Annotated in this window: 18 protein-coding genes; 12 read left to right on the top strand and 6 right to left on the bottom strand. The window is 62.4% G+C overall.

Features of this window, described 5'->3' with window-relative positions; translation table 11 throughout:
- Positions 1-21 precede the first annotated feature (21 nt).
- The 5 genes from OKW26_RS25300 to OKW26_RS25280 all read right to left on the bottom strand — a co-directional run bounded on the left by OKW26_RS25300 (position 22) and on the right by OKW26_RS25280 (position 4,808).
- On the bottom strand, positions 22-774 hold the full coding sequence (locus tag OKW26_RS25300; RefSeq protein ID WP_090805001.1) for a sulfite exporter TauE/SafE family protein: 753 nt from the start codon (positions 772-774) through the stop codon (positions 22-24).
- Between the two features lie 28 nt (positions 775-802).
- A complete protein-coding gene (locus OKW26_RS25295; protein WP_429355568.1) occupies positions 803-1,723 on the bottom strand; it encodes an ABC transporter permease in 921 nt (306 codons plus the stop codon).
- Positions 1,716-2,525: an ABC transporter ATP-binding protein gene (locus tag OKW26_RS25290; RefSeq protein WP_244144794.1), complete on the bottom strand. Its 810-nt coding sequence runs from the start codon at positions 2,523-2,525 to the stop codon at positions 1,716-1,718. The genes OKW26_RS25295 and OKW26_RS25290 overlap by 8 nt, the downstream gene beginning before the upstream one ends.
- Positions 2,526-2,527: 2 nt before the next feature.
- Positions 2,528-3,547 (bottom strand): ABC transporter substrate-binding protein, encoded by a 1,020-nt coding sequence (locus OKW26_RS25285; protein WP_184066444.1) that lies wholly within the window; start codon positions 3,545-3,547, stop codon positions 2,528-2,530.
- A 475-nt stretch (positions 3,548-4,022) separates the two neighbouring features.
- On the bottom strand, positions 4,023-4,808 hold the full coding sequence (locus OKW26_RS25280; RefSeq protein ID WP_429355567.1) for a GntR family transcriptional regulator: 786 nt from the start codon (positions 4,806-4,808) through the stop codon (positions 4,023-4,025).
- A 254-nt stretch (positions 4,809-5,062) separates the two neighbouring features.
- On the opposite strand from OKW26_RS25280, the gene OKW26_RS25275 reads away from it, so the two are divergent.
- From OKW26_RS25275 to OKW26_RS25255, 5 genes are all read left to right on the top strand, one after another.
- The gene (locus OKW26_RS25275; protein WP_429357127.1) at positions 5,063-5,332 is read left to right on the top strand and encodes a UxaA family hydrolase; all 270 of its coding nucleotides are present in this window, start codon (positions 5,063-5,065) and stop codon (positions 5,330-5,332) included.
- 83 nt (positions 5,333-5,415) lie between these two features.
- A complete protein-coding gene (locus tag OKW26_RS25270; protein ID WP_018422893.1) occupies positions 5,416-6,591 on the top strand; it encodes a UxaA family hydrolase in 1,176 nt (391 codons plus the stop codon).
- Between the two features lie 227 nt (positions 6,592-6,818).
- Positions 6,819-8,153, top strand: coding sequence for a C4-dicarboxylate transporter DctA (gene dctA, locus OKW26_RS25265; RefSeq protein ID WP_429355566.1), 1,335 nt, complete (start codon positions 6,819-6,821; stop codon positions 8,151-8,153).
- Positions 8,150-9,151: a hydroxyacid dehydrogenase gene (locus OKW26_RS25260; protein ID WP_429355565.1), complete on the top strand. Its 1,002-nt coding sequence runs from the start codon at positions 8,150-8,152 to the stop codon at positions 9,149-9,151. Before dctA ends, OKW26_RS25260 begins: the two co-directional genes overlap by 4 nt.
- Positions 9,148-10,149, top strand: a complete 1,002-nt coding sequence (locus OKW26_RS25255) for an Ldh family oxidoreductase (RefSeq protein WP_429355564.1) — start codon at positions 9,148-9,150, stop codon at positions 10,147-10,149. The genes OKW26_RS25260 and OKW26_RS25255 overlap by 4 nt, the downstream gene beginning before the upstream one ends.
- A gap of 33 nt (positions 10,150-10,182) precedes the next feature.
- Here OKW26_RS25255 and OKW26_RS25250 read toward each other — a convergent pair whose 3' ends face one another.
- Entirely contained in the window at positions 10,183-11,229 is a 1,047-nt protein-coding gene (locus OKW26_RS25250; RefSeq protein ID WP_187610049.1) for a LacI family DNA-binding transcriptional regulator, read from the bottom strand.
- Between the two features lie 197 nt (positions 11,230-11,426).
- On the opposite strand from OKW26_RS25250, the gene OKW26_RS25245 reads away from it, so the two are divergent.
- The 7 genes from OKW26_RS25245 (at position 11,427) to OKW26_RS25215 (ending at position 18,349) form a co-directional block, all read left to right on the top strand.
- Complete coding sequence (locus OKW26_RS25245; RefSeq protein WP_429355563.1) at positions 11,427-12,209, top strand: ABC transporter permease; 783 nt, start codon at positions 11,427-11,429, stop codon at positions 12,207-12,209.
- Positions 12,206-13,114, top strand: coding sequence for an ABC transporter permease (locus tag OKW26_RS25240; protein ID WP_429355562.1), 909 nt, complete (start codon positions 12,206-12,208; stop codon positions 13,112-13,114). The genes OKW26_RS25245 and OKW26_RS25240 overlap by 4 nt, the downstream gene beginning before the upstream one ends.
- 39 nt (positions 13,115-13,153) lie before the next feature.
- Positions 13,154-13,960, top strand: a complete 807-nt coding sequence (locus OKW26_RS25235) for an ABC transporter ATP-binding protein (protein ID WP_018422900.1) — start codon at positions 13,154-13,156, stop codon at positions 13,958-13,960.
- A 65-nt stretch (positions 13,961-14,025) separates the two neighbouring features.
- A complete protein-coding gene (locus OKW26_RS25230) occupies positions 14,026-15,084 on the top strand; it encodes an ABC transporter substrate-binding protein (protein ID WP_429355561.1) in 1,059 nt (352 codons plus the stop codon).
- Positions 15,085-15,184: 100 nt separating this feature from the next.
- Positions 15,185-16,498 (top strand): histidinol dehydrogenase, encoded by a 1,314-nt coding sequence (gene hisD / locus OKW26_RS25225; RefSeq protein WP_429355560.1) that lies wholly within the window; start codon positions 15,185-15,187, stop codon positions 16,496-16,498.
- Positions 16,499-16,541: 43 nt separating this feature from the next.
- The gene (locus OKW26_RS25220; RefSeq protein ID WP_090804981.1) at positions 16,542-17,309 is read left to right on the top strand and encodes an SDR family NAD(P)-dependent oxidoreductase; all 768 of its coding nucleotides are present in this window, start codon (positions 16,542-16,544) and stop codon (positions 17,307-17,309) included.
- Positions 17,310-17,341: 32 nt separating this feature from the next.
- Positions 17,342-18,349, top strand: coding sequence for a galactitol-1-phosphate 5-dehydrogenase (locus OKW26_RS25215; protein WP_429355559.1), 1,008 nt, complete (start codon positions 17,342-17,344; stop codon positions 18,347-18,349).
- The last annotated feature ends 69 nt before the right edge of the window (positions 18,350-18,418 follow it).

The raw sequence follows: 18,418 nt of genomic DNA, 5'->3' as shown, positions 1-18,418 counted from the left end.
TTTGACGTTGCCGCATCGGCATTACTTTATCGCGTGAACAAGCGATGAGCCCAGCAGCGCCACGCCCGAAGCGAACAGCAGCGCAAGCAGCACCCGCCGAAACGCGGTGTCCGACAGACGCCGATAAAGCCGTGAGCCGAGCCACGCAAACAGCAGCGACGACGGCAGCATCCAGCCGAAGAGTACTAGCGTCTGCTTGCCGATCAGGCCCGTCAGTGCATACGTGACGAGCGTCAGCGATTGCATCGCGATGAAAAAGCTTTGGCAGATCGCGCGCTGCGTATCTTTGTTGTGACCGCGCAGCATGCACCATATGGTCGGTGCCGGACCGACGAGCCCCGCAATGCCGCCCAGAATGCCGCCGACCACACCGACGCCGCCGTCCGCCCAGGCACCGCCTGCCGTCACCGTCGGCAGATCTTTCGCGGCGAGCATCACGCCGCAATAGACGATCATCAGCAGACCGGCGCCGATCCGAAAGCCGACGGGATCGATGAACGGCAGCAGCGTCGCGCCGATCGGCACGCCGACGATGCCTCCTGCGATGAACGGACCGATGATCTTCGGCCGTATCTGCGAGCGCACCGTATGCACGGTTAGCATCTGTCCGACCAGCGAGCCGACCACGAGCATCGGCCCGATCGCTTGCGGCGGCAGCGCCCATGCCCAGAACACCATCGCGACGAGACCGAACGCAAATCCCGCCAGCCCGGACACGAAGCCCGCGACCGCGCTGCCTCCAATCACCAGCAGCGCGATGTCGGCGCTTAGCAACGAGCCTCCCGTGCGTGCACGTCATGCTTCACGACTGCATGCCCCAGCGTTGCACGGTATGGCGTTCGAGTACGCGGAAGATCAGGTTTTCGACGGCGAGGCCAATCAGAATCACCGTGAACAGACCCGCGAACACGTTCGCGATGTCGAGCAGGTTCTTGTTTTCGTAGATGAACCAGCCGAGGCCGCCGGAACCCGAACTCACGCCGAACACGAGTTCCGCCGCGATCAGCGTGCGCCACGCGAAGGCCCAGCCGATCTTCAGGCCGGTCAGAATGCTCGGGAACGCAGCGGGCACCAGAATCGCGGCGACGTAGCGCCCGCCGCGCAACCCATAGTTGCGCCCGACCATTTTCAGCGTGTTGCTCACCGACAGAAAGCCCGAGTGCGTATTCAACGCGACCGACCATGTCACCGAATGCACGAGCACAAAGATCAGGCTGCCGTTGCCGAGCCCGAACCAGATCAGCGCGAGCGGCAGCAGCGCGATGGCGGGCAGCGGGTTGAGCATCGAGGTCATCGTTTCGAGAAAGTCCGTGCCGATGCGCGAGGTGATCGCGGCGGCCGTCAGCAACGCGGCCAGCAGCAGACCGCAGCCGTAGCCGAGCAGCAATACGTGGATCGACGCCCATGCCTTGCCGGGCAGTTCGCCGTTTGCGATGCTCGTGCAGAACGCGTCGACGGTCGCGCTGAAAGTGGGAAACAGCAACGGATTGTTGAGCCAGCGTCCGTAGCCTTCCCAGACCAGCGCGAGCAGCGCGAGGATCAGGAACTTGCGCAGCCAGCTCTGGTTGTACAGGCGCTCGAACGGTGACAGCGGCTTTTCGACGACGCTGAAATGCTGTGCATCGCTGGGTTCGCGAATGATCTCGCCGCGCGGCGCGTGCGTGATCATGTCGTTACGGGGCGGATGGACGGATGCGGAACCGTGTGCGGTAGCGTCAGACATTCTCTGCCTCGTGGATTTCGTCTTCGAACAGCATGTGCTGGATGCGTTTTTCGAGCGTGGCAGCGGATTCGCCTGCCGCCGCCGTATCGAGTTCTGCCTTGACCTGCCCCGGGTGCGGCGACAGCAACAGAATCCGGCTGCCGACCTTGATCGCTTCCGGAATCGAATGCGTGACGAATAGCACGGTGAAGCGCGTTTCCTGCCATAGCGTCAGTAGTTCGTCCTGCATCTTGCGGCGCGTGAGCGCATCGAGTGCGGCGAACGGCTCGTCCATCAGCAGGATGTCCGGTTCCATCGCCATGCCGCGCGCAATCGCCACGCGCTGCTTCATGCCGCCCGATAACGTATGCGGATGGCTGTCCGAGAATTTCGTGAGGTTGACCTTGTCGATGTAATGCATCGCGCGCTGTTCCGCTTCGCGCGCCGACAGCCGGTGCGAAGCGAGCAGCGGAAACATCACGTTCTGCTTGACCGTCTTCCACGGCAGCAACTGGTCGAATTCCTGAAAGACCATCATCCGGTCGGGGCCCGGCTTCGTCACCGTCTTGCCCTTCAGCGTGATCGAACCTTCCGTCGGCAGCAGATAGCCGCCGACGCTCTTGAGCAACGTCGACTTGCCGCAACCCGATGGCCCAAGCAAAACGAAACGGTCGCCTTCGAATACCTGAAAGTCGACGCGATACGTTGCCATCACGAGATGCCGCGGCGTCTTGTATTGCAGCGTTACGCCGGCGACATCCAGTAACGGCATGCCGCTCGGCGAGGATGTGGCGCGGGTGGCTCCAGCACGCGTGCGATGCATGATCAACTCCCTTGAAGCGATTGGGCGGTCGGAAAGAACATGTCCTTCCACGAGGCGGGTTTGGTCTTGATCAGGCCCGTGCGTGCCATGAAATCCGCGTATTTGAGCGTGTTTTCGGGCGTGGTCGTGAAGGCGACATCGGGCGACGAAATCATCTTTTCGATGTCGGCGACATTGCTCTTGTCCTTGCTGATGCGCAGGTAGGCGAGTGCGGCCGCGTGCTTGTCCCTGGTGATCTGCGCTTCGGCATCGTCGAGCGCGGCCATGAAGGCTTGCACGAGTTTCGGATTCTGTTGATAGAACTTCGTCATGCACCAGACCAGATTGAATGTCGACTTGCCGCCCAGAACGTCATACGAATTCACAACGGTGCGCACGCCAGGGTGGGCCAATTCCTGTTCCTGAAACGGCGGCGAGCCGAAATGCGCGGTCACTTCGCTATTGCCCGACAGCAGCGCCTGCTGCGCATCGGGATGAGCCAGCGAGACAGTGTATTTATCGAGCTGCCCCTGGTTGCCGGCGCCGAAGGCCTTTTCCGCGGCCATTTGCAACGTGATTGCCTGGATCGACACCTTCGCTGCGGGCAGCGCGATCTTGTCCTTGCCGGTGAAGTCTTTCAACGTTTTCACCGTCGGATTGTTGGTGTTCAACAGCAGCGGCATCGAATTGATCGCCGACAGCGCCTTGACCTCGACGGGCGTGCCGCGCGTACGCGCCCACAGCAGCACGAGCGGCGCGACGCCGCCTGACGCGATCTGCAACGAATCGGACAGCAGCGCGTCGTTCATCACGTTGCCGCCCGCGAATTCGACCCATGACACTTTCAGATTCGGCACGCCCAGTTGCGCGGCGTGCTTTTCGACCAGCTTCTGATCCTGCATCAGCATCAGCGGCAAATAGCTGACGCCGTATTGGCGCGCGATCCGGATCTCCGACAGTTCGGCGCGGGCGGGCGCACTGGTGAGAGCTGCGCCGAGAGCGAGCAGCGTTGAGAGAAATACGGCAACTTTACGAAGGCTCATCGCTGGACACTCCTTGCGACAGGAACGGCACGGCCAATCTGTTGAAATGCGACACCGGATAAACCGGATGGGGGGGCTGCGTGTGCCTATTCGGTCTCGCGTGGCTGCGGCCGGCGCAACGCATGCGTCACGCGGCAAGGCGCGACATGAAGGACATGAGCGGGATGACGATGAGGCGGGGTACGCATCGTGAGTGTCTCCTTGTTGCCGGCCTGCTCGCGACAAAACGGTTTGCGCGACGCGGCCGGAATCAGGTTCACAGATGGTGTGTTGTGGGCAACCGGATTGCGCGTGAAATGCCTTGCTTCGGTGACTGTGGCATTCAGCGAATTCAGCGCCGTGTGATTTAACTCATCTGTATGAGTAGCGAGTGTAGGTGATCGTGCTGTTGATTGCAAATGCGGGAAAACGTGACATGTGCGGCGCGCGGCCGGCGGCTTTTGGCGCTGCGCACCGCGCTTGGCTTCTGGCCTTGTCAGAGCGGCTCTTCGTGCGATGCCGAAGCACCGACGTATTCGTAGCGTGCGGTGTTCGCATGCGAGATCCGCACTTCGACGGGCGCCTGATGATACGAATACGCGACGCGCCGCACTTCAAGAAGCGGCGTGCCGTGCGGCACTTCCAGCAGTTTGCTTTCGAGTTCATTGGCTACCGCGACGCGCACGCGTTCCTCGGTGCCGAGCACGTTGATGTTGAACGCATCCTGATAGAAGTTGTACAGCGTGCTCGGCCGGCTGCGCAGCGCGGCTTCCGTCAGGCCCGGAAAACGCGCCTCGGGTACGGTGATGTTGTCGATCATCACCGTTTCGCCATGCAGCGCCAGACGGTTGATGAACGTGAACACGCGCGCGCCCGTTTCGACTTTCAGCAGCGTCGCGATATCGCGCGTAGCCTTGGCCTTCCTGAACTGCACGAGCGTTACGCTCGGGTAGGTCTTGTCGCCGTCCTGGCGGACGATGCGGAAGAAGCGGAAGAAATGACGATCACGCTGGTGTTGCGCGACGAAAGTACCGAGCCCCTGATGCCGCACCAGAATGTTGTCGGCCACCAGTTCGTCGATTGCCTTGCGCAGCGTGCCGATCGATACGCCGAAGCGTTCGGCCAGCCGCTTTTCCGAAGGAATCGTTTCGCCGCCCTTCCATTCGTGCGCGGCCAGCGCGGCCAGCATCGCATTCTTCACTTCCTTGTAGCGCGTGCCGCCGATTGCCGGCGTGGCGGCCACGCCGTTCGGTAGATTGATACCCGTCGTCAACGTATTCATCGATCTCATCCTGTCGTTGCATCTTCACTGCTGCTGTCTTTCAATTGATTCTACTTCATACGGTTCATCAAACACATATAGATGATCTGGTTGACATATGCAAATGTGCCGCCTAAGATGGGTTCACGCAGGCGAACCAAACCGTACCAACAGACTGGAGACAACTGATGAGCCACACCGCAGCAGGTGCACCGCAACAATCCGGTGAAGGATCTTCCGCCAGCCCTTCGTCAGACCGCAAAACGATTCATATCGTGCTGCACGAAGCGAAAGACACCGTCGGTGTGGCGGTTGTCGAAGGCATCAAGGCGGGGACCCAATTGAACGCGTGGATCATGGACGACGACGAGCTCGTGACGATCTCGGCGAGACAGAACATTCCGATCGGTCACAAGGTGGCGCTAAAAGACATGGCGGTCGGCGACACGGTGTTCAAGTACGGCGTGGACATCGGCAAGGTCGTTGCGCCGATCCGCGCGGGTGAACATGCGCATGTTCACAACATCAAGACGAAGCGCTGGTAGCCGGCGCGAGGATCGACCAGCTCGCGCATCGACATTGCGAGCGAGCTTCCCCACTCAACAGAGCCAGATCGAAGAGAGCCACCATGAGCGTGATTGACCAGAACACCACTTTCCGCGGGTTTCGCCGTTCCAATGGACGCGTCGGCGTGCGTAACCATGTGATCATCCTGCCCGTCGACGATTTGTCGAACGCCGCCGCGCTGGCCGTCGAAACGGCCATCAAAGGCACGATGGCGCTACCGCATCCATACGGCCGCCTGCAGTTCGGCGCCGACCTCGATCTGCATTTCCGCACGCTGATCGGCGCCGGCTGCAACCCGAATGTCGCGGCGGTCGTCGTGATCGGGATCGAGGAAGGCTGGACCAAACGCGTCGTAGACGGCATTGCGAAGTCAGGCAAGCCGGTGATGGGCTTCGGCATCGAACTGCATGGCGATCACGATACGATCATGCGTGCCTCGAAAACCGCGAAAGAGATGGTGCAGTACGCCACGTCGCTCGATCGCGAAGAATGCCCGATTTCGGACCTGTGGGTATCCACGAAGTGCGGCGAATCCGATACCACGTCCGGCTGCGGCGCGAACCCGACTGTCGGCAATGCGTTCGACAAGCTCTATGGGTTGGGCACGACGCTCGTCTTCGGCGAGACGTCCGAACTCACGGGCGGCGAGCAGATCGTTGCCGCGCGTTGCGCGAACGACCAGGTGCGCGAGCGCTTCCAGTTCATGTTCGACCGCTATCAGGACATGATCAACCGCTGGAAGACCGACGATCTGTCGGAGTCGCAGCCGACCAAAGGCAACATCGCGGGCGGCCTGACGACCATCGAAGAAAAAGCGCTGGGCAATATCCAGAAGATCGGCAAGAAGTGCAGAGTCGACGGCGTGCTCGACAAGGCCGAGGAACCGACGGGGCCGGGCTTGTGGTTCATGGATTCGTCGTCAGCCGCGGCCGAGATGGTGACGCTGTGCGCCGCGTCGGGCTTTGCCGTGCATTTCTTCCCGACCGGGCAGGGCAACGTGATCGGCAATCCGATCGTGCCTGTCATCAAGATTTGCGCGAACCCGCGTACGGTGCGCACGATGAGCGAGCATATCGACGTGGATGTGTCGGGACTGTTGCAGCGCGAACAGAATCTCGATCAGGCTGGCGACAAACTGCTGGAATCGATGCTGCGCACCGCGAACGGGCGCTTTACGTCGGCGGAAGCGCTGGGCCACCGCGAGTTCGTGTTGACGCGTCTGTTCGAAAGCGCGTAATTTCTCCGGGCCCGTCCTCGCGACGGGCCGCGCTGCATAGCGCACGAATCCTGATCGCGCAGGCGGCTGCGATGACAGTTAGCTTCGCGTCAGCTTTGGATCCCCTGTATTCAAGGGAGTTTTCGCAGCAGCGCGCGCACGCGTGACGTCTCGGGCCCGAGAAGCCCGGCACGCGCCGCACGGCGCTGTTCCATTTTCCAGCAGCAGCGAGTGGAGGAGACACCATCTTGCGCGTGCTAAAACATCTTTACGTGCAGGTTCTGATCGGACTTGCGGCAGGCATTCTCGTCGGTTATTTCTGGCCGGATCTCGGCGTCCAGATGAAGCCGTTCGGTGATACCTTTATCCGGCTCATCAAGATGCTGATCACGCTGGTGATCTTCTGTACCGTCTCCGTCGGCATCGCCCGGATGGAGAATCTCAAGCAGGTCGGGCGCGTCGGCCTCAAAACCATCGTGTACTTCGAAGCGGTGACGACGGTGGCGCTCGTCATCGGCCTTGTCGTCGCCAATCTGCTGCACCCCGGCTCCGGGCTGAACATCGATCCGAAGACGCTCGATACGCATGCAGTCAGCCATTACGTGACGGAAGTTCACGCGCAGTCGAACACCAGCTTCCTCGAAGAGATCGTGCCGAATTCGGTCGTGGGCGCGTTCGCGCGGGGCGATCTGTTGCAGGTGTTGCTGTTCTCGGTGTTGTTCGGCATCGCGCTATCGATCATGTCGCGGCGCAGCCGCTTCCTGTCGCGCGTGATCGAACAGAGCGGCGAAGCGCTGATGCGGATCGTCGAAATGATCATGCGCCTGGCTCCCCTTGGCGCGTTCGGCGCGATGGCGTTCACAGTCGGAAAATATGGCATTTCGACGTTGCAGCAACTCGGTCTGTTGATCGTGTGCTTCTATCTGACGAGCTTTCTCTTCATCGCCCTGGTGCTGGGCACGATCTGCCGCTGGGCGGGCGTGGGGTTGTGGCCGCTGCTCAAGTATCTGCGTGAGGAACTGCTGATCGTATTGGGCACGTCTACAACGGAATCGGTGTTGCCTCGTTTGATGGAAAAGCTCGAACGGCTTGGGTGTCCGAAGCCGGTAGTCGGGCTCGTGCTGCCGACGGGCTATTCGTTCAACCTCGACGGCGCCGCGATCTATCTGACGATGACCTCGCTCTTCATCGCGCAGGCCACCAATACCCATCTCACGCTACTGCAACAGATCGGGCTGCTGGCGATATTGATGGTGACGTCAAAGGGCGGCGCGGGCGTGGCGGGGGCGGCGCTGGTCGCACTGACGGCGACACTGTCGACGCACAACATCATTCCGGTTGCGGGCATTACGCTGATACTCGGTATCGATCGCGTGCTCAATGAGATTCGCGCGATCGTGAACATGATCGGCAATGCGGTGGCGACGATTGTCGTCGCCCGCTGGGAAGGCGCATTCGATGTGCAGGCCGCGCGCAAACTGCTGGCCGCGCCGCCGGAAGTTCAACGCGGCGAGCCGCAAGCGAACGCAAGCGATGTCAACGACATGGCGCCGCCCGCGTATGTACAGGAGCGCTCGAATTGAGCACGAACCTGAATACCAATCCGCGCGCGACGCGCAAGAAGATCGTCATCAGCGAATTCATCGACGCTTGCGCAGTCGCAGCGCTCAGCGAGCACTTCGACGTGCATGCCGATGCGTCGCTCGTCGATCAACCCGTTGCGTTGAACGCGTTGCTGGCCGATGCCGACGCGCTGATCGTGCGCAATCGCACGCAGGTAAGGGCCGCGCTGCTCGATGCCGCGCCGCGTCTGAGCGTAGTCGGGCGTCTGGGCGTCGGGCTCGACAACATCGATCTGGACGCATGCGCGCAACGCAACGTATCGGTGTTCCCGGCGACGGGTGCGAATGCACGCGCGGTGGCCGAGTACGTGCTCGCCACGGCACTGATGCTGCTGCGCGGTGCATACCGTTCGAGCATGGAGGTCGCGGCGGGCAAATGGCCGCGCGCGGCGCTTTCGAATGGCCGTGAAGCGGCGGGTAGCACGCTTGCCGTCATCGGCTTCGGCGGCATCGGGCAACTCGTTGCGCAGCTCGCGCGTGCGCTGGGCATGCAGGTACTCGCCTACGATCCGCTGCAGCCGGTCGACGCGGCGTGCTGGGCCGCGACCGGCGCACGCCGCGTGAGCATCGACGAAGCGTTGCGTGCCGCCGATGTGATCACGCTGCATGTGCCGCTCGTCGACAGCACGCGCAATCTGCTCGGCGCATCGCAACTCGCGACGCTGAAGCGCCACGCGATCATCGTCAACACGTCGCGCGGCGGGATCGTCGATGAAGCGGCGCTTGCCTTGGCGTTGCGCGAAGGCCGCATCGGCGGCGCGGCGCTCGACGTTTTCAACGACGAGCCGCTCGCCGCCCGATCCCCGCTGGCCGACGCACCAAACCTCATTCTCACGCCGCACATTGCGGGGCTGACCATGCAGTCGAACGAACGTGTCAGCACGCTCGTTGCGGCGCGCGTGACGGAGGCCCTGCTTGCGCAGCGTGATTCACACGTAACCGAAGGAATTTCACGATGACGCGAGTCTCAGCCGACGAACTGCTCGAACTCGCGACGCGCGCCGTCCGCAACGCGGGCGCAACGCCGGAGACCGCGACGGCCACGGCCCGCGCGTTGGTGTATGCGGACTCGTGCGGGTTGTCGTCGCACGGTGTTTCGCGTTTGCCGATGTACGTCGCGCAGTTGCGCAACGGGCGCGTCGATCCACAGGCGAAGCCCTCCATTGTTGCGACGCGCAACGCCGCCGTGCTCGTCGATGCCGCCGATGGCATGGCGTTTCCCGCCTGCGCGCTTGCTGTCGAGACCTTGATCGGCCGTGCGCGCGAACACGGCAGCGCAGTGGCGAGCGTGACCCGCAGCCATCATTTCGGCGTCGGCGCATATCACCTGGAGGCGATCGGCGCGGCGGGCATGGTGGGCCTTGCGTTCAGCAATTCCCCGGCGGCGATGCCCGCGTGGGGCGGGCGTCATGCGCTATTCGGCACCAATCCCATTGCCGCCGTGTTTCCGCGCCGCAATGGCGACGCATTGATGGTCGACCTGTCGCTGTCGCAAGTGGCGCGCGGCAAGATCATGGTTGCGGCGCGCGAAGGCAAGCCCATACCGTCCGGCTGGGCGACCGCCCGCGACGGTACGCCGACCACCGACGCCAAGGCGGCGCTCGACGGCATGATGCTGCCGTTCGGCGGCGCGAAAGGCGCGATGCTCGCGCTGATGGTCGAACTGCTGGCGGCGGCGCTGGCGGGCGCGAACTTCGGCTATGAAGCGGGCTCGTTCCTGACCGAGGAGGGGGCACGCTCGCGGATCGGCCATCTGTTCTGGGCCATCGATCCGGGCGCGCTGGCGGGCAATGAGATGTACGTAGAACGGGTCGAGGCGCTTGTCGCGGCGATGTTGCAGGATGCGGATGTCCGTTTGCCAGGGCAACGGCGGCATGCGTTGGCCGACGCGGCAAGCCGCGATGGAATCGAGATTCCCGATGCGTTGCTCACACAGTTGCAGACCTTGGTCGCGTAATGCGCGAATGCGCCGAAAGGAACCAGGCGCACTTCACGCGGGCGCCGGGCCGCTCGTGCCACGCACGATCAGTTCGATCGGCAGACACTCGCGCTGCGGCGGCACGCCGTCCGAGAGCCAGCGCAGCAGTGCGCGCGCGACGCGTTCGCCGAGTTCGTAAGTGGGCAACAGCACGGTAGTGAGACCTGGTGTGATCTGCGAGACGATGGGCAGATTGTCGCAACCGACAATCGATAACTGCTGCGGCACGGCGATACCGGCCGATTGCGCTTCGAACAGGCAACCCAGCGCGAGCACGTCATTGCCGCAGAAAATGGCGGTTGGAGCAGGGCGCAATTGCGTCAGTAGCTTGAGCCCGGCGCGACCGCCTTCGAAGCCGAACGGCTGTTCGATGATGTTCGCATCAGGCAGACGGATCTCGTGCTGTGCAAGGGTTCGCCGGAAGCCTTCGATCCGCTGACGCGCGCGGTCGTTATGGCGCGTGAAGCCCGAGATCACGCCGAAGCGGCGATGACCGAGTTCGAGCAGATGTTCAGCGGCCAGTTGCCCGATCAACTGGTTGTCGAAGCCAATCGACGGCGGTGTATCTGCGTCGCCGCTGCCGGCTGCGCCGGGGCGCTCGGCGTGCGACCAGGTCAGCAGCAGCGCGACGTGGCTCGCGCGAATCAGTTCATAGGTTTGCGGCGCATGGTCGGTGCCGACCAGAACGATTGCGTCGACAGCACGTTCCAGCAGCGCGCGCACGACTTCGATTTCCGCGGACAGGTTGTACTCGTGCGCGGAGATCAGCAACTGATAGCCGGAATTCGACAGTGTGGTTTGCAAGCCTTGCACCGCACGCGCGAAGATCGCGTTGTCGAGCGTCGGCACGATTGCGCCGACCATTCGCGCACGGCCCAGCGCAAGCGCGCGCGCCGCGCCGTCGGGCACATATCCCAGCGTGGCGATCGCATCACGGATGCGCGCGCGCGTGTCCGCTTTCACCATGTCGGGGTTGGAGAGAGCGCGCGACACAGTTGCCGTCGAGACGCCGGCGAGTGTGGCGACATCGCTGATACGGGCGCGTGGCAAGGTATTCATTGCGGCAGATCAGACAGGTTTGGATAGGCTCAATTGATTGTAGTGCCCGCTTGCAAGCGAACGACAGTACAACATCATTCGAATCGGTATAAATCCCGATGTGACCCGTGATCATAGCGTCTATATTCAAATGCAAGCGGTTACATTTCATTGCGCGGCGCGTTGCATTTCACGCCGCTGAACAGGCAGGAGACAATGTGTTCCCCGCAATCCGTTCACCGCGCTTCCTGTGCAGCATCGGCACGCTCGCTGCAACGCTCGCCGCGTGGTACGTGCTGACGGCTCTCACAGGCATCGTCGCAGCGTCGAGATTCCCCACTCCGTTCGATACCTGGCAGGCGCTTGCCCAGGTGGTGACGGTCGGTTATGCCGACGGCCGTCTCGACCAGCACATCGTGCAGAGCGTGAAGCTCGTTCTATACGGCTTCGCGACGGCGGCAGTGACGGGCGTGCCGCTCGGCCTATGGATGGGCTACTCGGCGCGTGCGCAAGCGTTCTTCAACCCGATCTTTCTGCTGTTGCGACCCATTCCGCCGCTCGCGTGGATTCCGCTCGCGATCGTCTGGCTTGGACTCGGCGACTCCGCGAAGGTGATGGTGATCTGGTTCGCGGCGTTCGTGCCATGCGTGATCAACAGTTTCGCGGGCGTGCGCAATCTCGACGTGCCGATGCTCGAGGCCGCCGAGATGCTGGGTTTGCGGCGTTCGCGCTTCGTGCTGGAAGTGATGATTCCCGGCGCGCTGCCGATGATTTTCACAGGCTTGCGCCTCTCATTGCAGGCTTCATGGACGACGCTCGTGGCGGGCGAACTGATCGGTGCGGTCAGAGGTCTCGGGCATCTGCTGACGCAAGGCTCGCTCGACATCTATCCGGCGATGATCGTCGTTGCGATGCTGACGGTCGCGCTGTGTGGATGGTTGATGACTGTCGCGCTTGGGCAAATCGAACGGCAACTCATGCCTTGGAGAGCGAACAGATGAAACCGGGTCATCTGCGCGGTGTCGCGCATCCTGACATCGAGCCCGTCGGCGTCGATCGCGAGTCCGGCAGTGCGGCACGCACGTTGCGCCAGCGCAAGATGGTCAGCGAGCCTGGGCGTGCTGTGGCTCGACGCAACGTGCCGCTCTGGACGCTGAATGCCGCGGGGCTGATCGCATTCTTCGGCATCTGGTGGCTGGCATCGGCAGCAGAACTCTTCCCCGCGATCTTTCTACCGACGCCGCTTGCAGTCGTTCACAAGTTTGCCGATCTGCTCACGCATCCGTTTGTCGGTTACACGCTCGAAGTGCATCTGTGGTCGAGCTTGCAACGCTATCTGATGGGCTTTTTGCTGGCCGTCGCGCTGGGCGTGCCGCTCGGTCTGATGATGGGCTGGTTCCGCTGGCTCGACTACTGCGTGACGCCGCTCTTCGAAACCGTGCGTTTCATCGCGCCGATTGCATGGGTGCCGTTTGCCGCGTTGTGGTTCGGCACGGGCATCGGTGGCCCGGTCCTGATCATTTTTGCGGGTGCGTTTGCGCCGTGCGTCGTCAATGCTTATCGCGGTGCGCAGCAGGTCGACGCCAGGCTGCTCGAAGCGGCGCGCATGCTCGGCGCGTCGAACCGGATGATCGTCTGCGAAGTGCTGCTGCCAGGCGCGTTGCCGTCGGTGATCGCAGGTGTGCGCGTCGCGGCGGGACTGGGCTGGATGTCGCTGGTCGGCGCCGAACTGATCGTCGCGTCGAGCGGCATTGGCTACATGATGGTCAAGGGACAAGCGGCAATCGACACTGCGACGGTGATGAGCGCGATGATCGCAATCGGTATGGTGGGCGCGGCAATCGACCTGCTGCTTGGACGCATCGAAGCGTACGCGATGCGCAACCGGCGCGTGGCCCGGCACTAGCACCGTGGCTTCACTCCCTCAACCGTGACGGAGCGCACGATGAGCATGATTCGTTTCAATGATGTGTCCCGCATGTTCAGGCGCGACAAGGCGAGCGTCGTCGCGCTGGAACACGTCGAACTGGAAATCGCCGACAAGGAATTCGTTGCGATCGTCGGGCCGTCGGGCTGTGGCAAGACGACGTGTCTGCGGATGGTCGCGGGTCTCGAGTTTCCGACTTCGGGCAGCGTGACGGTGGCGGGCCGCAAGGTGACACGGCCAGGACCCGATCGCGCGGTCGTCTTTCAGCAGTTCGCGCTGTTCCCGTGGAAGACAGTGTGGGACAACATCGATCTCGGCTTGCGCGCGAAGGGCATGGCCGCCGACGCAAGACGCGAAACGATCGAACGCTATTTGTCGCTGATGAATCTGCGCGGCTACGAGCAGGCGTATCCGCATCAACTATCGGGCGGCATGCAGCAGCGTGTCGCGATCGCGCGCGCGTATGCGCTCGACCCCGGCGTGCTGCTGATGGACGAGCCGTTCGGCGCGCTCGATGCCCAAACCCGGGTCGTCATGCAGGAAGAACTGGTGCGGCTCACGCGCGTGAATCCGCGCACGGTGCTGTTCATCACGCACGCGGTCGAAGAGTCGGTATATCTCGCGGATCGCGTCGTCGTGATGACGGGCCGGCCGGGGCGCGTGAAAGAAGTGATCGATGTGAAGTCCGTGCGCGAGCAGCATGGCTGGGACGCGTGCAAGCGGATCGAAGACGTGATGGATCTCGAATCGTTCGTCCGGTTGCGCACGCATATCTGGAAGTCGTTGCGCGACGAACACGGCGCTGTCGAACGTGTCGCTGCATGAAGCTGCATAAAACTGCCACCGGTTCCAACGGCTGAGCGCAATACCCCATAAAACAGGAGACCAACATGAAACGTCTGCGCGCGATCCCTTTCATTGCGTTGCTCTGCGCGGGCAGTGCGGCGTTGCCGGGCACGGTGTGGTCCGCCGATCTCACTCCGATCAGGGTCAGCTATCAGCCCGCGCTGTATTGGGCGTTGCCGTTCTATGTCGCAACCGAAAAAGGGTGGTGGGCAGAGGTCGGATTGAAGCCCGAGTTTTCGGTGTTTCCCGCAGGCGTGCCGCAGATTGCGGCGGCGGCGTCGAAATCCTGGGACGTGGGCGGCACGGGTTCCGTGCCGGCGGTGCTCGGCTACAAGCGCTTCGGCATTCAGGTGATCGGCCTGACAAACGACGAATCGCAGGGCAACGTTCTGATGGCGAGCAAGGCGCGTTATGACGCGGTGCGCCGCAATCCGGCGTCGCTGAAAGGCCAAACCATCGTGTTGACGTCCAACTCGACGGGTGATTACGCGGTACAGGCATGCCTGAAAAAGTATGGGCTGACGAAGGCTGACGTGACGCTCAAGAACATGGGCCAGGCCGAGATCATTTCCGCTGTGTCGTCGGGCAATGCTGATTACGCGGGCGTGTGGGCGCCGTATGACTATACGCTCGAAGAGAAGGCGGGCGCGCGCGTGTTGTGCTCCGGTAAGGACGGCGGCGCATCGGTGCCCGGCGCGCTCGTCACGCGTGGCGAATTCGAGAAGCAGCATCCCGATGAGGTGGCAAAGTTTCTCGCCGTCTATCTGCATGCATGGGCGTGGATGAAGGCGCACCCTGACCAGGCCGTCGCGATGATGAAGAAGTTTTACCAGGAGGGCGGCGTCAACATCAGCGACGATTCGATGCGCAAGGAATTCGCTACGCGCCCGACCTTCGACCTGAAGCAGCAACTCGCCGCGATGGACCGCACGAAAGGCGCATCGCAGGCCGACGATTCGTTCACGAAGATCGCGCAGTTCATGCATGCATCGGGCGCGCTCGCGTCCGTCCCCGAAGCAAAAGACTATATCGACGACAGCGCGATGAAGCGTGTGTTGGGCGACCCTAAACTCGCGGCGTTCGCAATGGACGGCAGCAAATAACGCGCGGTCGCGATCGCGCAAAAAGGCCACGGTGTGGCCTTTTAAAAGCCCCTCGCTGCAAGCGCTTGCATTATTTTTAACATCGATGAAGGAGAAGGCGATGAGCGTGACTTACCTGAAGAAAGCAGCCAAGACGCCGGAAACCGAGACCGCGACGGCGCAACAGGTCGTCGGTGAAATGCTTGCGCAGATTCAGGCGCATGGCGAAGACGCCGCGCGTGCGTATGCGAAGAAACTCGATAACTGGGACGGTCCGATCATCGTCTGCGCCGATGAGATCGAACGGCGTGCGCTCGAAGTGCCCGCGCACGTGAAGGCCGATATCGATTTCGCCGCGCAACAGGTATTCGACTTCGCGCTCGCACAGCGGCGCTCGATTGGGGATTTCTCGGTCGAACTGTATCCAGGCGTGACGGCAGGGCAAAAAGTGGTGCCCGTCAACGTGGTCGGCTGTTATGCGCCTGCTGGCAGGTACGCGCATATCGCGTCGGCATACATGGGCGTTGCGACTGCCAAGGCAGCGGGCGTGAAAACGGTGATTGCCTGTTCGAGCCCGTTTCGCGGAGGCGGCATCCATCCGTATGTGCTGTATGCGTTCAAGGCGGCAGGCGCCGATGTCGTGATGACGCTGGGAGGCGTGCAGGCGATTGCGTCGATGGCGTATGGGCTTTTTACCGGCAAGCAGGCGGACGTTGTGGTGGGGCCGGGCAACAAGTTCGTCGCGGAGGCGAAGCGCGCGCTCTTTGGCAAGGTTGGGATCGACGTCTTCGCGGGGCCGTCGGAAGTTGCGGTGATCGCCGACGCCAGTGCCGACCCGGCGATGGTCGCGAGCGATCTGGTCGGCCAGGCCGAGCATGGCCACGAGTCGCCGGCATGGTTGTTCACGACGTCGAAGGCGCTCGCCGACGAGGTCATTGAGCGGGTTCCGCAACTCATCGATGCGTTGCCGCCGACCGCACACGATGCCGCAGGCGCCGCGTGGCGCGACTACGGCGAAGTGATCCTGTGCGACACGCGAGAGGAAGTGGTGGACGTGTCTGACCGCTATGCATCGGAACACCTCGAAGTGCAGGCTGCCGATCTGGACTGGTGGCTCGATCATCTGACGTGCTACGGCTCGCTCTTTCTCGGCGAAGAAACGACGGTCGCATTCGGCGACAAGGCGAGCGGTCCGAATCACGTTCTGCCCACCAAGGGCGCAGCGCGCTATTCAGGGGGGCTCTCGGTGCACAAGTTCGTGAAGACGCTGACGTGGCAGCGCATGACGCGCGATGCGGCGAAGCGCATTGGCGAAGTGACGGCGCGTATCTCGCGGCTCGAAGGCATGGAAGCCCACGCCCGTACCGCTGACGACCGCCTGCAGAAGTACTTTCCCGACGAAGCATTCGTGCGTGGCGAACCGGTACAGGTATGAACGCCATCGGCATGTGCAATCGGTACGACGAAGGAGGACACCGTTGAATATCGCTCGACTATTCGACCTGAATGGCAGAACCGCGCTCGTGACCGGCGGCAACTCGGGCATCGGCGAAGCGATGGCGCGCGCGTTGGGCGGGGCGGGTGCGCGCGTCGTGCTGGTGGCGCGGCGAAGTGATGCGCTCGACGAAGCGGCAATGCGGCTGCGGGATGACGGTATTGATGCGCACATGCACGCATGCGATCTGAGCGACGCGCATGCGGCGCGCGCCTGCGCGCTCGATGCAGCGGCACAGCACGGCCAGATTGACATTCTCGTCAACGCGGCGGGCGTCAATCTGCGTCAACCATTCGATGAAGTGACGCCGCAAGCGTGGCAACAGCAGCTCGCACTGCATCTTGGCGCGCCGTTCTTCATGACGCAGGCGCTCGCACCCTCGATGAAGGCGCGCGGACATGGTCGCATCATCAACATCGCGTCGCTGCAGTCATACCGTGCATTCAACGATAGCGCGCCATACGGCGCGGCGAAGGGCGGTGTCGTGCAATTGACGCGTGCTATCGCGCAGGCGTGGTCACGCTACGGCATCACGTGCAACGCGATTGGGCCGGGCTTTTTCCCCACTGCGCTGACGGCTCCCGTTTTCAACGACGCGCGCGTCGCGGACATGCACGCGCAGAACACGTGCATCGGACGCAATGGACAACTCGACGATCTGTATGGCGTCACGGTGTTTCTTGCGAGTGACGCGTCCGCGTACGTCACGGGCCAGACCATCATGGTCGACGGCGGCTACACCGCGCGGTAGGCGGTAACGCAATTGCACGACGGAGAACGCTTGTGAAAGCACTTGTCTACACGCAGCCCAATGAGCTCCAGTTGCTGGATCGGCCCGAACCGCTGGCAGCCGACGGCGAGGTGATACTCAGGATCGATGCGGTCGGTATTTGCGGCTCCGATATGCACGCATTCCACGGCCACGATCCGCGACGCAAACCCGGCCTCATTCTCGGTCATGAGTTCGCCGGCACGATCGTGGAGACGCGCGCACCGCATCTGATGAAAGGCTTGCGCGTCACGGGCAATCCGTTGATCACCTGCGGGCACTGTGAATATTGTGTGCAGGGGCGCGACAATCTGTGCGCGAATCGGACGATGGTCGGCATGACGCGTCCGGGTGCATTTGCCCAATATATGTCGTTGCCTGCGGGATGCGTTGTCGAAATTCCGCAGGAGATGCCCGCAACGCACGCCGCGCTGACCGAGCCGGCTGCTACGGCGCTGCATGCGCTGAATCTGTCGATGCGCGCGCTGCAAAGACCGTTGCCGGAAACCCGCGCGCTGGTCATTGGCGGCGGGGCGATTGGATTGCTGTCGGCGTTGTTACTGAAATCGTACGGCTGCCGGTCGGTTGAAATGGCGGAGGTCAATCCGCTGCGTCGACGATCGGCGGAGCAGCATGCGCAGTGCGAGACATGGGATCCGTTGGACGCGCCGGCGCCTGAAAGCCGGTTTGAGTTCGTGATCGATGCCGTGGGCGCAAAGCCGACACGCGCGCTCGCGTTATCGTCGGTGAAGCCTGGCGGCGTCGTGATGCACATCGGCCTCCAGGACTGGGCAAGCGAAATCGATATGCGCAAGCTGACGCTCGCTGAAATCACGCTGCTGGGTACGTACACCTATACGATGGCGGATCTTCGCGCGACGGTTTCGGCGTTGCACGAAGGCGCGTTCGGTTCGCTGGATTGGCTCGACGTGCGGCCGCTCGATGCCGGAAGCCAGGCGTTCGACGATTTGCAGAACGGCAGGACGGCGTCAGGGAAAGTCGTCCTGACGCCGGGCTTCTAAATTTAGTATCCCGTTCCGCTGATTCGCGAACAAAGTCTTTGTAGCTTGGCGAGGCTGGAATCCGCGGAG

This window comes from Paraburkholderia sp. 32 (genome assembly GCF_050435345.1).
GTDB classification, from domain to species: Bacteria; Pseudomonadota; Gammaproteobacteria; order Burkholderiales; family Burkholderiaceae; genus Paraburkholderia; species Paraburkholderia tuberum.
Note: the sequence above shows the minus strand (reverse complement) of the source record. Positions and strands in the feature narration are given on the sequence as shown.

What these genes read in the sequence shown, in the direction of transcription:
- OKW26_RS25285 (WP_184066444.1), bottom strand. Translation starts at nt 3,547, where the DNA reads ATGAGCCTTCGTAAAGTTGCCGTATTTCTCTCAACGCTGCTCGCTCTC.
- OKW26_RS25290 (WP_244144794.1), bottom strand. Translation starts at nt 2,525, where the DNA reads ATGCATCGCACGCGTGCTGGAGCCACCCGCGCCACATCCTCGCCGAGC.
- OKW26_RS25250 (WP_187610049.1), bottom strand. Translation starts at nt 11,229, where the DNA reads ATGAATACCTTGCCACGCGCCCGTATCAGCGATGTCGCCACACTCGCC.
- OKW26_RS25270 (WP_018422893.1), top strand. Translation starts at nt 5,416, where the DNA reads ATGAGCGTGATTGACCAGAACACCACTTTCCGCGGGTTTCGCCGTTCC.
- OKW26_RS25240 (WP_429355562.1), top strand. Translation starts at nt 12,206, where the DNA reads ATGAAACCGGGTCATCTGCGCGGTGTCGCGCATCCTGACATCGAGCCC.
- OKW26_RS25295 (WP_429355568.1), bottom strand. Translation starts at nt 1,723, where the DNA reads ATGTCTGACGCTACCGCACACGGTTCCGCATCCGTCCATCCGCCCCGT.
- OKW26_RS25230 (WP_429355561.1), top strand. Translation starts at nt 14,026, where the DNA reads ATGAAACGTCTGCGCGCGATCCCTTTCATTGCGTTGCTCTGCGCGGGC.
- hisD (WP_429355560.1), top strand. Translation starts at nt 15,185, where the DNA reads ATGAGCGTGACTTACCTGAAGAAAGCAGCCAAGACGCCGGAAACCGAG.
- OKW26_RS25280 (WP_429355567.1), bottom strand. Translation starts at nt 4,808, where the DNA reads ATGAATACGTTGACGACGGGTATCAATCTACCGAACGGCGTGGCCGCC.
- OKW26_RS25235 (WP_018422900.1), top strand. Translation starts at nt 13,154, where the DNA reads ATGAGCATGATTCGTTTCAATGATGTGTCCCGCATGTTCAGGCGCGAC.
- OKW26_RS25255 (WP_429355564.1), top strand. Translation starts at nt 9,148, where the DNA reads ATGACGCGAGTCTCAGCCGACGAACTGCTCGAACTCGCGACGCGCGCC.